Origin of the sequence: Paenibacillus sp. 19GGS1-52, from assembly GCF_022369515.1 — a bacterium.
GTDB lineage: Bacteria > Bacillota > Bacilli > Paenibacillales > Paenibacillaceae > Paenibacillus_AQ.
The window spans coordinates 3,778,230-3,792,385 of record NZ_CP059724.1 but is presented as its reverse complement, the minus strand read 5'-3'; the positions used below and the strand labels follow the sequence as shown (position 1 = coordinate 3,792,385).

13 protein-coding genes are annotated in these 14,156 nt (G+C 44.6%); 11 read left to right on the top strand and 2 right to left on the bottom strand.

Features of this window, described 5'->3' with window-relative positions:
* Position 1: 1 nt before the first annotated feature.
* The 3 genes from kdpB (at position 2) to H1230_RS17700 (ending at position 5,100) form a co-directional block, all read left to right on the top strand.
* Complete coding sequence (gene kdpB / locus H1230_RS17710; RefSeq protein ID WP_239711197.1) at positions 2–2,035, top strand: potassium-transporting ATPase subunit KdpB; 2,034 nt, start codon at positions 2–4, stop codon at positions 2,033–2,035.
* A 35-nt stretch (positions 2,036–2,070) separates the two neighbouring features.
* Positions 2,071–2,694: a potassium-transporting ATPase subunit KdpC gene (kdpC, locus tag H1230_RS17705; protein WP_239711195.1), complete on the top strand. Its 624-nt coding sequence runs from the start codon at positions 2,071–2,073 to the stop codon at positions 2,692–2,694.
* A gap of 90 nt (positions 2,695–2,784) precedes the next feature.
* Positions 2,785–5,100 carry a histidine kinase gene (locus H1230_RS17700; protein WP_239711193.1) on the top strand — a complete coding sequence of 772 codons (2,316 nt, stop codon included), beginning with the start codon at positions 2,785–2,787 and terminating at the stop codon, positions 5,098–5,100.
* Between the two features lie 65 nt (positions 5,101–5,165).
* Here H1230_RS17700 and H1230_RS17695 read toward each other — a convergent pair whose 3' ends face one another.
* Positions 5,166–6,104: a phosphotransferase family protein gene (locus H1230_RS17695; RefSeq protein WP_239711192.1), complete on the bottom strand. Its 939-nt coding sequence runs from the start codon at positions 6,102–6,104 to the stop codon at positions 5,166–5,168.
* Positions 6,105–6,349: 245 nt separating this feature from the next.
* Here H1230_RS17695 and H1230_RS17690 point away from each other — a divergent pair, with 245 nt between their 5' ends.
* The gene (locus tag H1230_RS17690) at positions 6,350–6,859 is read left to right on the top strand and encodes a sigma-70 family RNA polymerase sigma factor (RefSeq protein WP_239711190.1); all 510 of its coding nucleotides are present in this window, start codon (positions 6,350–6,352) and stop codon (positions 6,857–6,859) included.
* A gap of 14 nt (positions 6,860–6,873) precedes the next feature.
* Positions 6,874–8,349 (top strand): DUF4179 domain-containing protein, encoded by a 1,476-nt coding sequence (locus H1230_RS17685; RefSeq protein ID WP_239711188.1) that lies wholly within the window; start codon positions 6,874–6,876, stop codon positions 8,347–8,349.
* 300 nt (positions 8,350–8,649) lie between these two features.
* Here H1230_RS17685 and H1230_RS17680 read toward each other — a convergent pair whose 3' ends face one another.
* The gene (locus tag H1230_RS17680; RefSeq protein ID WP_239711185.1) at positions 8,650–8,796 is read right to left on the bottom strand and encodes a hypothetical protein; all 147 of its coding nucleotides are present in this window, start codon (positions 8,794–8,796) and stop codon (positions 8,650–8,652) included.
* Positions 8,797–9,166: 370 nt separating this feature from the next.
* Here H1230_RS17680 and ltrA point away from each other — a divergent pair, with 370 nt between their 5' ends.
* The 6 genes from ltrA to H1230_RS17650 all read left to right on the top strand — a co-directional run bounded on the left by ltrA (position 9,167) and on the right by H1230_RS17650 (position 14,141).
* Positions 9,167–10,459, top strand: coding sequence for a group II intron reverse transcriptase/maturase (gene ltrA, locus H1230_RS17675; RefSeq protein ID WP_239711184.1), 1,293 nt, complete (start codon positions 9,167–9,169; stop codon positions 10,457–10,459).
* 119 nt (positions 10,460–10,578) lie between these two features.
* Positions 10,579–12,057 (top strand): Lsa family ABC-F type ribosomal protection protein, encoded by a 1,479-nt coding sequence (locus tag H1230_RS17670; RefSeq protein ID WP_239711182.1) that lies wholly within the window; start codon positions 10,579–10,581, stop codon positions 12,055–12,057.
* 25 nt (positions 12,058–12,082) lie between these two features.
* Positions 12,083–12,394 (top strand): hypothetical protein, encoded by a 312-nt coding sequence (locus tag H1230_RS17665; RefSeq protein WP_239711180.1) that lies wholly within the window; start codon positions 12,083–12,085, stop codon positions 12,392–12,394.
* Between the two features lie 400 nt (positions 12,395–12,794).
* The gene (locus tag H1230_RS17660) at positions 12,795–13,232 is read left to right on the top strand and encodes a hypothetical protein (RefSeq protein ID WP_239711178.1); all 438 of its coding nucleotides are present in this window, start codon (positions 12,795–12,797) and stop codon (positions 13,230–13,232) included.
* A 100-nt stretch (positions 13,233–13,332) separates the two neighbouring features.
* Entirely contained in the window at positions 13,333–13,659 is a 327-nt protein-coding gene (locus H1230_RS17655; protein ID WP_239711177.1) for a hypothetical protein, read from the top strand.
* Positions 13,656–14,141: a nitroreductase family protein gene (locus H1230_RS17650; protein WP_239711175.1), complete on the top strand. Its 486-nt coding sequence runs from the start codon at positions 13,656–13,658 to the stop codon at positions 14,139–14,141. The genes H1230_RS17655 and H1230_RS17650 overlap by 4 nt, the downstream gene beginning before the upstream one ends.
* Positions 14,142–14,156 lie beyond the last annotated feature (15 nt).

Genomic DNA, 14,156 nt, shown 5'->3' with positions numbered 1-14,156 from the left:
GATGAGTACTGTACAAAGAAAAAAGCTGCTGAGCGGACCTATACTCCTAAGCGCTGTAAAAGATAGCTTTATCAAGCTTAATCCGGTAACTCTGATGAAGAATCCAGTCATGTTCGTGGTCGAAATCGGCACGATCATCGTTCTGCTTATGGTGCTGGCACCCGGATACTTTAACGCAGAACAATCGGTAGGCTTCAATATATCCGTATTCTTCATACTGCTGTTTACCGTATTGTTCGCCAACTTCGCTGAAGCGCTGGCAGAAGGTCGCGGTAAGGCTCAGGCAGATTCATTGAAGAAGACGAAGCAGGATATTACGGCTAACAAGCTGGTTGGAACGTCAATAAAGACGGTTGCTTCCTCCGAACTGCGCAAGGGAGATATCGTTATTGTCAGCCAAGGAGAACTAATTCCGGGTGATGGCGAGGTTATTGAAGGATTGGCTTCGGTAGATGAATCGGCCATAACCGGCGAGTCAGCCCCTGTCATTAAAGAAGCCGGTGGAGACTTTGGTTCGGTCACGGGTGGTACGCGGGTAGTCAGCGATGAGATCAAGGTGCGGATTACGAGTGATCCCGGTGAATCTTTTCTCGATCGGATGATCTCTCTTGTTGAGGGCGCGAAGCGCCAAAAGACGCCTAACGAAATTGCCTTGAATACACTCCTGATTAGTCTGACGATTATTTTCCTGATTGTTGTAGTGACATTGCGGCCCATTGGAAGCTTTCTGGGTGTGGAACTGGATATTCCAGTAATGATTGCTTTGCTAGTCTGTCTGATTCCAACAACGATCGGTGGACTGCTCTCTGCTATTGGGATTGCGGGCATGGATCGGGTCACCCAGTTTAATGTGCTGGCGATGTCCGGGAAGGCTGTTGAAGCTGCCGGAGATATTAACACCATGATCTTGGATAAGACGGGGACGATTACCTTTGGGAATCGTATGGCTAGTGAATTCGTAACCGTAGGTAAAGAATCCGATCTTGAGCTCACCGCTTGGGCAGCCATCAGCTCCCTGAAGGATGAAACTCCTGAAGGACGTTCTGTGCTTGAACTGGCCAAAAAGCTGGAACGCAGCTATGACAGCAGTCTGGGAGAAGGCGGAACATTCGTCGAATTCAAAGCAGAAACGCGGATGAGCGGTATTGATCTGCTTGACGGACGTAGCGTACGCAAAGGCGCGGTGGATTCCGTTAAGAAATGGGTGCTGGCCAATGGCGGGCTGATCCCTGACAATCTAGACAGCAATTCGGATGCGATCGCCCGGTTAGGCGGTACCCCGCTTGCAGTTGCTGTAGATGACCGAATCTATGGGCTCATTTATTTGAAGGATACCGTTAAGCCCGGCATGAAAGAGCGCTTCGAGGAACTGCGGAAGATGGGTATCAAAACGATCATGTGTACCGGCGACAACCCGCTAACTGCGGCCACTATTGCCCGCGAAGCAGGGGTTGATGATTTCATCGCGGAAAGCACACCCGAGGATAAAATCGCGGTCATCCGCCGCGAGCAGAACGAGGGCAAGCTGGTCGCCATGACCGGTGACGGTACGAATGATGCACCCGCGCTAGCGCAGGCTGATGTGGGTCTTGCGATGAATAGTGGAACAACGGCTGCCAAAGAAGCAGCCAATATGGTAGATTTGGACTCAGATCCTTCGAAGATTATAGAGGTTGTTGCGATTGGGAAGCAACTGTTGATGACGCGTGGTGCGTTAACCACCTTCAGTATCGCGAATGACATCGCAAAATATTTCGCGATCATTCCGGCGATGTTCACCCTGGCGATTCCAGAGATGGAAGTCCTGAATGTAATGGGACTCGGCTCACCAAGCTCGGCAATTATCTCGGCCCTGATCTTTAATGCAATCATCATCCCGCTGTTAATTCCGTTGGCAATGAGAGGCGTTCCTTATAAACCGATGAGCAGCGCCAAGCTGCTGAGACGTAATCTTTTTATCTACGGCTTGGGTGGAGTCATTGTTCCATTCGCCGGGATTAAGCTCATTGATATGATCGTAAGTATCTGGATTTAACAGTATATTAACTATAGACAGAAAAGGGTGACAGTATGATGGTGAACTCTATCGAACTGGAAGAAGAGCAGCAATCCATGTCCAAAGGTGCTTATTTCTTGATGGTGGTGCGGCTTAGTGTGGTCTTTATTGTACTCTGCGGGATCATTTATCCCTTGGCTACCACAGCGATTGCCCAAGTTGTGATGCCGTCACAGGCCAATGGCAGTCTACTCACCAATAATGCCGGAGTCGTTGTGGGCTCGGAATTGATCGGCCAGAACTTTACAGATCCGGCGCTGTTCCATGGCCGGGTATCCAGTATTGATTATAAAGCCGAAGCTTCCGGCTCCAACAACTACGGACCATCAAATCCGGATATGCTGCAGCGAACAAAGGATTTCATTACCCAGTGGCAGTTGGATAATCCCGAAGTGCCCTTGAATAAACTTCCGGTAGATCTGATTACCAATTCAGGTTCAGGACTTGATCCTGATATTACTCCAGCTTCGGCGATTGTGCAGATTCCGCGGATTAGTAACCTGACCGGTATTCCAGCTTCGCAACTGGAGGATTTAGTGGCGAAGTGTACCAAAGGCCGCGATCTTGGTTTGTTTGGTGAGGAACGTGTCAATGTGTTGAAGCTGAATATGGCTTTATCGGAAATGTCGACGAAATAGTTCGGCTCACACCCTGCCCGCGCAGTTGGCGGTCAGGGTAGTTTTCGGTTTGGTCTTTGGAGTATCGCTTTCGCGAAAGGAGTTTCATAAATGGCGCCATACAAACGAAAGACCCCGGAAGAAATCTTGTATTCCATATACCGGCTGCATCAGGGCAGGCTGAAGATCATTATCGGCTCCGTCAGCGGATCGGGAAAAACATACAATATGCTGGAGGAAGGCAAGCTTTTGAAGCAGCAAGGGATCGATGTAGTCATCAGTGCCGTATCTACCATGCAACGAGTGGAAACCGTTTCGCAGCTCGTGGATCTGGAACGTGTCCCGAGTATCCATTGGTGGAAGGATGGCAAGGAGCAAAAAGATCTTCCTTTGGAAGCTCTATTAGAACGTAATCCTGAGGTTCTGCTGGTGGATGGCCTGGCTCATCGAAATCGCATAGATGCCCGTTTTCCCACACGGCTGGAAGATATTCGTTATTTGATGAGCAACGGTATCAGCGTGATTACGACCATCAATGTTTATGAATTGGCAGGAGTGGGCGAGATCATATTTCAAATGACGGGAATTCGCGCGGAAGAAACGGTGCCTTTAAATACACTAGAAATTGCGGATGAAGTGCGCTTAATCGATGTATCACCGGAAACCATTCTGAAGCGTATCGAGGAAGGTGTACTGGGTGGTGAGACGCATCCCGCTTTGTCCGCCCGTGGAAATCTCGGTGTGCTCCGTGAATTGTCACTACGTTTGGTAGCAGAAGGAGTCAATGATTCTCTTGAAAAACATCGGGAAGTTCAGGGACTCATTGGCCCTTCGGGCGCTACTGAGCGGATACTGGTATCCACGCAGTACCACTGGAACGGTTCACTCTATGTGAGAAGAGGTCAACAAATCGCCAAGCGGCTGGGTGGTGATCTCATTGTAGTGACCTTTGTTATGCCAAATCGACCACTGACGAAGGAACAGCAAACCTTCAAACGTTCAATAGTGAAGCTTGTAGAGCGCGTGGATGCCAAATTTAGTGAGATTCAACTAACCCATCTGCGTCAGCTTCCTTCCGTATTAGTACGTTTTGCGATTCAAAATAACGTGACGCGAATCGTCATGGGCCACTCCAATAAGAGTCGTTGGCAGGAAAAGTGGCAAGGCTCCATCGCGAACCGTGTATTGCGAGAAACACGAAATATTGATGTGTTTCTGATGGCAGACCGGGCTGAGCAGGAAGGGGAGCGGATATTGCCCATCAAACCGAATCCGAAAGGGACTAAATTGCCTTTTCATCGGTTGAGTAGCGAAGAACTACAACAGAAGATTGATAAGATACACCGGGGCACCTTCAAAGTGTATATCGGGGCGGCTCCCGGAGTAGGCAAAACCTACAAAATGCTGCAGGAGGGTAATCTACTTCTGAACAAGAATATAGATGTTGTCATCGGTCTGCTGGAAACGCACGGCAGGCAGGAAACCAAAGGTCAAATCGGCGGACTAACGATTATCCCGCGGGCTAAGATTCAATATCAGTCAACTCAGCTGGAAGAAATGGACACAGATGCGATTATCGCCCGCCATCCTGAGGTCGTACTGGTTGATGAATTAGCGCATACCAACGTCCCTGGCAGTCAGACCAAAAAACGATATGAGGATGTTATCCGCTTATTGGAAAACGGTATATCGGTCATAACTACTGTGAATGTTCAACATCTGGAAAGTTTAAACGACGCGGTGGCACAGTTAACCGGTATTCGGGTTCGCGAAACCGTGCCAGATGCAATATTGCGAATGGCGAGTGAGGTAGAGCTGATCGACGTAACTCCGCAAATGCTGCAGGGGAGGATGCGGGAAGGGAAAATTTACGCAACCGAGAAAGTGAATCAGGCGCTGGAATCCTTTTTTAAGATGGGTAATCTAATTGCGCTGCGTGAGCTGGCCCTCCGCGAAATTGCGGATGATGTAGACGAACGGCTGGAGGCATGGGATCGGGATACGTCTTTAAGGGGGCCTTGGAGCAGGCGCGAGGTGATCTTCGTCTGTGTGGACTTGGAACCACGAGCAGAACGACTGATCCGCCGCGGATTCCGCATCGCACATCGTTTGAAAGCGGAATGGTATGTCCATTATGTACATTGCGGTGCGATACGAACGCCTGAGGAGCAGAAGCGGCTGGACGTGCTGCGGCATCTGGCGGAACGACTGGGTGGAAAGATGGAGATAACCGAGGCTGGAAGCAGCACCAACGTACATCAACATTTGTTAAACAGAATGAACGAAGTGCAGACGACCCAGCTTATCATCGGGCAGTCACGGAAACCGCTATGGCGTACGTTATTTAAAGCAAGTTTCATTCATTATCTACTCCGGCACGCCCGTCATATGGATATGTTAATCGTTGCGGATTTTGATCCGAGTTGAGCTGACAGGCAGGATCGTTCGATAATTTCACGAATACTCTAAGGGATGTGGAATGCTCAAATCTACTAATCCATAATAATGTCTACTACTTGTTTCGCGAATGCAGCATAGGGTTCAATTAGTTCAGGACTCCGATCCATAGCCCACCTGAGGTTATCGAAAGCCCTTAATAGTAGATAATGCCTTATGTCAGAAAGATCTTTTCCACTTATTCCATATCCGTCTATAAAGGCTTTGAATTCTTCAACATTTGGGCTTTCTTCTAACCCTAGAATTTGGTAATGCATCAATTGAGCAACAGTTGCATGGGGTACCACGCTTACTTTCGCATTCCAATCCAGCAATATAACTTGGTTTGCCTGATTGACAATCGTATTCTTCAAAGAGATATCTCCATGGTTTAAGCCGAAACGGAACGTTTCACTCTTTAAATCTTCAAATAGGTTTTTTATTTTCTGCGATTCCATATGAGTCATTACTCCAAGCTCAATCAGGCGATCATGCTCAGTCAGACTATTGATGTTATGTTGCACATACCCTTGCCAACTACCGTCTGATCCAGCATGTGATGGTGACTGAAACTCACCATGGACTGGATCGATCAGATTTTCCCCATATCCTTTCACCTGAATAGAATGAATAAGCTTGGCATATTCGCCCAGTGTTCTCCAAATATAAGACTTGGGTACTGTGCTGTCTAAACCGTTGTCTCCCTCAATAAAGGCTTGAATCATATATGCGGTTTCATCAACTATACCAATGGATAATACCTCAGGTCCCGGAATGCCAACTGCGGCTGCTTGCTCGATACACCATTTTTCTTTGATAAAGCTTGGAAACATATTTTCATCGTTCATACGGACAACAACTTTATGAAACTCTGTTTCAACTACGCAAACCTGATTTGTGATGCCTTTGCCTATGATCTGAAAGGAAGATTTTAGTTGTTCCTGAAGAAAATCGCCTGCAATTCGAGCTGCTTGTTTAACTAATGACTCTTTCATTGTTGCTTTCATCCCTCTCAAGTGCCGTGCTTCGAATAGTTTACCACACACTTTATTTTCCAGCCTAAAACATTATTTTTTTCTGACTACTGGTAATTCCTGGCGTAGGAAATGCCAGCTTTTTTCGTGTGTTGTAGATGAGAAAAACCAATCTTTTTCCCGTCGAACTGCGTCTTACTTATAAGTACATGATTTAGATGACTTCTTCCCAATGCCAGCACTTATAAAAATAGGGGGAGTGGTGAATGGTGGGAAATACATTGGACGAGGTCAGATTGACGAATTTTGCGCGGATGGATGAAGAAACTTTTTTTGAACGCCTGTACGTCGAACATCGAAAAATGTATGCAATTGCCTTCAGTTACCTGAGAACGGAAGCCGACGCATTGGAAGTGGTGCAGGAAGCGTCCTGCCGGGCATGGATGAAGCGCAAAAAGCTGAAGGACGAGCAGGTGTTTACGCCTTGGGTGATGCGGATTACTATCAACTGTTGCATGGATGAACTGCGCCGTAAAAAACGGGTGTTTCCAACAGAGAAGCTGGTGGAGGAAGCCGCTCAGGAAATGAAGAGCAATGAACGAATCGACCTCGAACGGGCGATGAAACGGATGAAGCCGCGATATCGGCATGCTGTGATCCTGAAATATTATCAGGATATGACAACCACCCAAATAGCCGAAGTGCTGAATAAACCCGAAGGCACGATCAAAACCTGGTTGCGTGAAGGACTCGGACAGCTGCGGAAATATCTCTAAAGGAGGCGAATGGAGTGGTAGAAAAAGAAGAACGGATTCTACGGCAGAATGCCCATGAAGTAAAAGAAAATACCGAAATGATTCAAGAAATGAAAATTTATAATGCCATGCGAGATGGAATCAATCGGGGAAAGAAGCGTTCCCGAAAGCGCATGTTTTCATTAGGAATGGGTGCGATTGCAGCTGTGGCAGCAGTTCTGCTCCTATTTCCCTTCAGCGGATTGCCGATCGAAGTAAAGGATGAACCTTCGCTGCAAACAGCCAGCACTGAACATTGGGATGATTTCAAAGCTTACCGTGAGGATTCTGTGCTAGATCCCGCCCTTGCAAGTGCCTTGGAACAGAATCTCGTAAAGCAGATTCGCCAGAGCGCAGAGAAAAAAGGTTTCCGTATCGACGTATCCGGTGCTGTTACAGACGGCCGCAAAGTGTTTGTCCTATACAGCGTCCAGAACAATACAGATAAGGAAGTAGTACATGCGGATTTCTCGCTCCACTTCGGCACTTATCAGGACCCCTACCCGCGTAAGGGAACATCGTTGGAAATTCTGCCTGGCGACAACCGGCTTCGGGCGGGTCAAACCGTAAATTATATTTACTCAACCAACCTATTGCCCTCAAGACAATATTCGCAGGATGCGAAGCTGGGTATCATTCTTACAGAAACCTCTGATGAGGCACTATTTTCCAGCAGCAACAAGTACCGGACGAGCCTGGATGTTACCTTCAAACTTAATCCTGATATGTTAAATAACCAGAACTATGCAATTTATCCAGAGCAGACATTGACCGTGGGCGGACAAAAGATTATTGTGAAGCAATTATTGTATACTCCGCTGAGTACTTATGTGGATCTGGAGTATGACAAGAGCAATGACAAACAAATTTTCGAGTGGATTAATCCGGTTCTGATCGGTAAAAGCGGGGATCACACCGAAAAATTATACTATCCAGACCTACTCACATCTTATAATTCAGAAGTATATTCAGATAACTCCAAGGCCACACTTATTTTCAAAAAGAGTCTAGCTGGACCATTAGATTCGGTTGCATTGAAAATAGCCGGAATCGCGGCGCAAGACAAGGATCGTTTGAAAATTGTAGTCGATCTCAATAAAAAACAAATTATAGAAGCTCCGGGAAGCGATCTAGTAGTTGTTGAGCCCGATCCTGCAGAACACGCAGAAGCAGGAGAAATCCTGTTACGGCGCAAGTCTACAAATGATCCATTTTCGAGCAGCTTCAGCATGAGCTTGCCCAGCAGCTATACCGATGCAGAGGGCCAAGTACATCAAACAGTGAACAAAAAATTTTCGTCAATCAACTTTGGCGGCTTTAGTAGGTCAAAAGAGGGTACGGTGGTGGACGAGATTCGCTATAATTTTGGAGAAGCTGCACTGGAATATCCACAGCCGCTTACCATAAAGATTGAGCGGTATTGGAATCCGGTTATGGACACACAGTCCATAGAGTTGTCGCCGAGTAAGTAGGAATAATGGCTTTTATTGAAATTCAAAAAGAGGTATGTTAAGGTTAACTTAATTAACGGAATGGAGTTGAAAGATATAATGTGGAATTTTCTTGCTGATTTTATAAAATAATAAAACAATCAGAGCGATATTTTTCGCGTGTTTTATTCTTTATATGCAAGAAAGTTACTATATCTTTTTAACTCAAACGGGATATCTTTATCTAACTCCACTAGTGGGCTAGATTTCTGTATTTATTTGAGCTACAAGAAAGTAACTTTCTTGTAGCTTTTATTTTTTTTGCGTGCCCAGAGGCACGCATTATCTAGTTGGTGAAAGTCCAACCCAAGGAGGGGCCAAGCCACCTTGGTAGCTAGGATGCTTGCGCATGGAGAAATCTGTGTGTAAAAGCGCATCGACAAAAGTACCTGTCAGAGACAGGGCGAGCGACAATCCAGGCCGCAACATGAAGTGAATCCTGCCGCGTCGTCAAAAAGGCCCTGCAAAGGGGAAAAGAGGGTGCCGAGTCTCGAGAATATAGACGAAGGCCATGGAAACTGTGCAGAACTTGGAGCAGCAGTGAAGAATCCTCCGGCGTATAGGGAACGGCATGGGTTTGAAAGATAATGCAGTGAACTGGGGAGACCCTCCCCCACACGAATTTTTTTTTTTTTTTAGGAATCCGTAAAGAGACGCTCTATAAGTCCAAAAGACGAAGTGAAACGTCTGTGGGAAGGGAGTCCGAGGGGCTCATAGTACCGAAGAACCTAAGGACAACATAACCTTAGGGAGGGAAGGAGCCCTGCTTTGTTTATGCTTTTGGAGGAGGTACGAGTGAGTGAATGCCAACCGGCTAACGACACCCAAGGAAAAAGTTCAACAACTCCAAGAAAAGCTAGGTCATGCGGCCAAGGCGAACAAAAAGCGTAAATTCCATGCATTGTATGACAAGATCTATCGGTGGGATGTACTGTGCGAAGCGTGGAAGCGAGTGAAAGCCAATAAGGGGGCCGCAGGAGTAGATGCCGTGACGCTAGCAGATATTGAGGAACAAGGAGAAATACCGTTTCTCAAGGCCTGTGAGCGAGAGCTTAAAGAAGGCAACTACCATCCGCAACCTGTACGGCGACACTATATCCCGAAGAAGGATGGCAAGCAAAGGCCATTAGGTATACCCACTGTGCGCGATCGAGTCCTACAGATGGCAACCAAACTAGTAATTGAGCCCATCTTTGAAGCCGACTTTGAGGAAGTATCCTTCGGTTTTCGCCCGAAACGAAGTGCTAAAGGGGCGTTGGAACGTATTCGTAAAGCCTGCAACCGCAAAGGAAATTGGGTAGTCGACGTCGATATCCAAGGCTACTTCGACAACATTAATCAAGAAAAGCTTATGAAATTGGTGCAAATGCGTATCAATGACAGGCGGATACTGAAATTAATGAGGAAGTGGCTACAAGCGGGAGTTATGGAAGAAGGAACGGTAAGACGCTCGGATTTAGGGACTCCGCAAGGAGGCGTGATTTCACCGCTCCTTGCGAATATCTATCTAAATTACTTCGACCAATTGTGGGAGAAACACGGGAAAGGAGTAGGGGAGCTCACGAGGTATGCAGACGACTTTGTAGTGGTTTGCAAAACGAAAAAGGACGCCGAACATGCGTATGAGCTCATACGCAAAATCATGGAGCGTTTGGAGTTAACCCTAGACCCGACCAAAACCCGCATTGTAGGATTATGGACGGGAGACGAAGGATTCGACTTCTTGGGGATGCATCACCGAAAAACGAGAGCAGAAACATCCCAAGGCAAGGTGTACTACACCACACAACAGTGGCTAACGAAAAAGGCAGAGGAACGCATTCGAGAGGTGGTCAAAGAAAGATTGGCTCCCCCGAGCATGCGCTCGAAATCGTTTGCGGAACAGGTGAAATGGCTCAATCCAAAGATCCAAGGATGGAGAAATTATTACTACACGAACTACAGCCAAAAGAGATTAGCCAAGTTGGACTGGTATATTTTGCAGCGATTAACCCGGTGGTATGCCAAGAAAAGACAACGTAGAAGATGGATGGGTTCACTGAAAGAGGTTAGACATATTGCCGTCCAGTATGGACTTAAAACGCTATTGTAAACTGTATGCCCATGAATGACGAACATCGGAAAGCCGTATGAGGGAAAACCTCACGTACGGTTTGATGAGGAGGGGCTGGTCAGGCCAGCCCTTTACTCTAGATACAGGAGGAAAATTATATGTCATTAATAAGTGTTACAAACCTGACGTATGCCTATGAGGGCAGTTACGATAATATATTTGAAGACGTAAGTTTTCAGATTGATACGGATTGGAAATTAGGATTTACGGGGAGAAACGGTAGAGGTAAGACTACATTTCTCAATCTGTTGCTAGGTAAATATGAATACAGCGGAAATATTTCGGCTAATGTTACTTTTGAATATTTCCCGTTCCAAGTTGAACACAAAGAGCATAATACCCTTGATATAATCGAAGGCATGTTTCCAAACTATCTTCATTGGAAGTTGATGCGTGAACTCTCCTTGCTGAGAGTTTCTGAAGATGTGTTATATCGGCCCTTTGATTCATTATCGAATGGCGAGCAAACGAAAGTGTTATTGGCTACCTTATTTATTAAAGAAAATAGTTTTTTGTTAATTGATGAACCCACCAATCACCTTGACATGGCAGGAAGAAAACTCGTCAGTGATTACCTCAATTCCAAAAGCGGATATATTCTAGTGTCTCACGACAGATCATTTTTGGATCACTGCGTAGATCACATCCTTTCCATCAATAAGACCAACATTGAAATTCAAAAAGGTAATTTCTCCAGTTGGTGGGACAATAAATGGAGACAAGATCACTTTGAGCTGGCGGAGAACGAAAAACTTAAAAGAGATATTAAACGCTTGTCTGATTCTTCTAAACGGACGGGCAACTGGTCACACGAAGTGGAGAAAAGCAAAAACGGAACAAGAAATTCCGGTTCTAAGCTGGATAAAGGATATGTTGGACACAAAGCTGCTAAAATGATGAAACGCTCTAAATCCATAGAGCAACGACAACAATCCGCTATTGATGAAAAGTCTAAACTTCTTAAAAATATCGAAAACGCTGACAGCTTAGCGATTTCGCAACTTGCTTATCATAAAAGCAAACTTGTTGAACTTGAACATGTTTCGATATCTTATGGGGAGAAGCTGATTTGTGCAGAACTAAACTTGTCGATTGCGCAAGGTGAGCGAATTGCGCTGTCGGGCAACAATGGTTCCGGGAAATCCAGTATCATCAAACTTATCTGCGGTGAGGATATAAACTATACAGGCACCTTTAAGAAGGATAGCCAGTTGAAAATATCGTACGTATCCCAGGATACCTCCCATCTTGAAGGCAATTTATCTGACTATGCGGCAGACAACGGGATCGATGAAAGCCTGTTTAAATCGATTTTAAGGAAGCTTGATTTCTCCCGAGTGCAATTTGAGAAGGATATTTCCGCTTTTAGCGGAGGGCAAAAGAAAAAAGTGCTGATTGCCAAAAGCCTTAGCGAGCAAGCTCATTTGCATATTTGGGATGAACCGCTAAATTTCATTGACGTCATTTCCAGGATGCAAATTGAAGAGCTGTTGCTGGATTACTCATCTACCATTCTTTTTGTGGAGCATGACAGGGAATTCTGCAATAATGTGGCTACAAAGGTTATTGAGTTGTAAGGTCACAAAGATGGAGGGATTAATAATGAAAATCGGAATACGTTTCTTGAAAGTACTAGTCCTGCTCCTACCAAGTATGATTGTAGTATTAATACTAATTAACCAATTTCCTTATACTGGTTTAGGGAGAATCCTCTCACTTCCTTTAATATTCTTTTTGAATATAACACTCATCAGTCTAGGATTAATTGTTGCTCATCAGTTAAGACATCGTTATTCAATTTTCCTATGGGTTCTGATTATTTTACTCACATTATTATTGACTCTTTTGTTGTATCCACAAGAACATGGCCCCAGTGTGATTGCTCAATTATGGGATAAATTAGACATCCGTTAAGAGTGGTTTTATTCACGTTTGCGGTTTACATTTCAGAGATTTATATGTAAATATTTTCTGATTATCCTTTAATTTCCGAAAGGTACTGCCTATTATTCAATCAAGAACAAAGAAGCCAAAAAAGTGATAGCAATTGAGTCTAAACAAAACACATATATGAAAGCAATGAATAAAGGTCATTATGACAATAATACAATTGAGACCCAATATCGTATTTGGACTTATGTAACCATTGGAGCGCTAATTCTTGTGATTATTTTTATAATAATGAGATTTCGTCGAAAAAAGGATGAGTAATTAAACATGAAAACGCTGTATAGACCTGTCGAAAGGCTCTCAACTATGAAGGAGTACTGGGAAGATCATTTTCCGGAAACGAAATTATTAATAGGAGCCCTTTATGTCTAATTACATTGTGAAGATCATTCCAAAACATGAGAAAACCGTCCCTCGTAGTGAAGAGAGAGAGGAGATTTTAAATCAATTAAGAACGCATACTCTCACCAAAGACATACATGAGCGACTATTTGCTGAGGTTACATTTATTGATCCGGGATCAAATTTTGAAGGGGTCAAATGTAATCAATGTAGAACGATATTAGCAACTGAATGGTGGTCAGAGCAAATGGATAGCTGCAACTCGAATAATTTCAATGATTTATCAATAACAACACCTTGTTGTAATAACACTACATCTTTAAATGAATTGGAATATATTTGGCCAGCAGGATTTGCTAAGTATGTTATTGAGATTAGGAACCCGAATGAAGATGAAGTCATTGCAATTGAAAATCTGATTAACAATAAAGACTATAAATTGATTAGGGCTCATTACTAGCTGGGAAGCGAAGCTTGACATAAATAGCTGATCTCGTATACATTTGTATACATAAGATCAAATGTATACGAATGTATACGAATCAAAAGGAGATAACCGTATGCGTGAAGGTCATCAAGGCAAGCACGGTTATAGAGAGCATGGGGAACATAGGGATTCTTCTGATCATCCTCCCAAAAGCGCTCAAACCTTTCGCCGCGGCAGAGCTACTGCGTTCTTAGATAGGCTTATTGTAAATCGTTCGACTTTGCAGCGGCAGTTAAAGGAGCCGGAGCTTGAATCGATTAAGCAAGTGATCAGCGGTGAATTAAAAGCAACAGAGGCCATCATTGAAGAGTTTATTCATATGTTTCAACTTCATGAGATATCTTCCGTTGATGTAAACATTATCGTTACTAAAAATGAGGATGGTGATTCAAAAAAATGAACATAATTGATATCATTAAAACCCGTAGAAATATTAAAGTGTTTAAGCAGGTTCCAATTAGTGAAGCTGAATTGATTTCTTGGCTGGAAGCTGCAAGTTATGCTCCTAATCATCGTTTGAACGAGCCGTGGGAGATCCTTTTAATAGGACCGGATACTAGAGCGAAATTAAACCACAAAACGGACTTTGGCAATGCGCCTGTCGTTCTTGCTTTATTGTCCAAACCCGCTCCTACTCCATTCGAGCGTGACGAGAATGTAACGGCTGCCTCTTGTTTCGCACAAAATTTCCTATTAGCTGCTCATGAAGCGGGTGTAGGCGTATATTGGGCTTCATTGGGAGCTTTGCCCCACAATCGTGAGATTCTAGGTGTGCAGCAAAATTACGATGTTATTGGTGTGTTTGGAATTGGATATCCAGTGGAAGTCCCAACAGCCAAGCCGAGAACACCCATTATATCCAAAATCACTTATTTGTCTTAAGCCTTCAACATGAGG

Excerpts from the sequence above, each read along its gene's own strand:
- kdpB (WP_239711197.1), top strand. The coding sequence starts at position 2 with ATGAGTACTGTACAAAGAAAAAAGCTGCTGAGCGGACCTATACTCCTA.
- H1230_RS17690 (WP_239711190.1), top strand. The coding sequence starts at position 6,350 with ATGGTGGGAAATACATTGGACGAGGTCAGATTGACGAATTTTGCGCGG.
- H1230_RS17670 (WP_239711182.1), top strand. The coding sequence starts at position 10,579 with ATGTCATTAATAAGTGTTACAAACCTGACGTATGCCTATGAGGGCAGT.
- kdpC (WP_239711195.1), top strand. The coding sequence starts at position 2,071 with ATGATGGTGAACTCTATCGAACTGGAAGAAGAGCAGCAATCCATGTCC.
- H1230_RS17700 (WP_239711193.1), top strand. The coding sequence starts at position 2,785 with ATGGCGCCATACAAACGAAAGACCCCGGAAGAAATCTTGTATTCCATA.
- H1230_RS17660 (WP_239711178.1), top strand. The coding sequence starts at position 12,795 with ATGTCTAATTACATTGTGAAGATCATTCCAAAACATGAGAAAACCGTC.
- H1230_RS17655 (WP_239711177.1), top strand. The coding sequence starts at position 13,333 with ATGCGTGAAGGTCATCAAGGCAAGCACGGTTATAGAGAGCATGGGGAA.
- H1230_RS17650 (WP_239711175.1), top strand. The coding sequence starts at position 13,656 with ATGAACATAATTGATATCATTAAAACCCGTAGAAATATTAAAGTGTTT.
- H1230_RS17680 (WP_239711185.1), bottom strand. The coding sequence starts at position 8,796 with ATGTTGCGGCCTGGATTGTCGCTCGCCCTGTCTCTGACAGGTACTTTT.
- H1230_RS17665 (WP_239711180.1), top strand. The coding sequence starts at position 12,083 with ATGAAAATCGGAATACGTTTCTTGAAAGTACTAGTCCTGCTCCTACCA.
- H1230_RS17695 (WP_239711192.1), bottom strand. The coding sequence starts at position 6,104 with ATGAAAGAGTCATTAGTTAAACAAGCAGCTCGAATTGCAGGCGATTTT.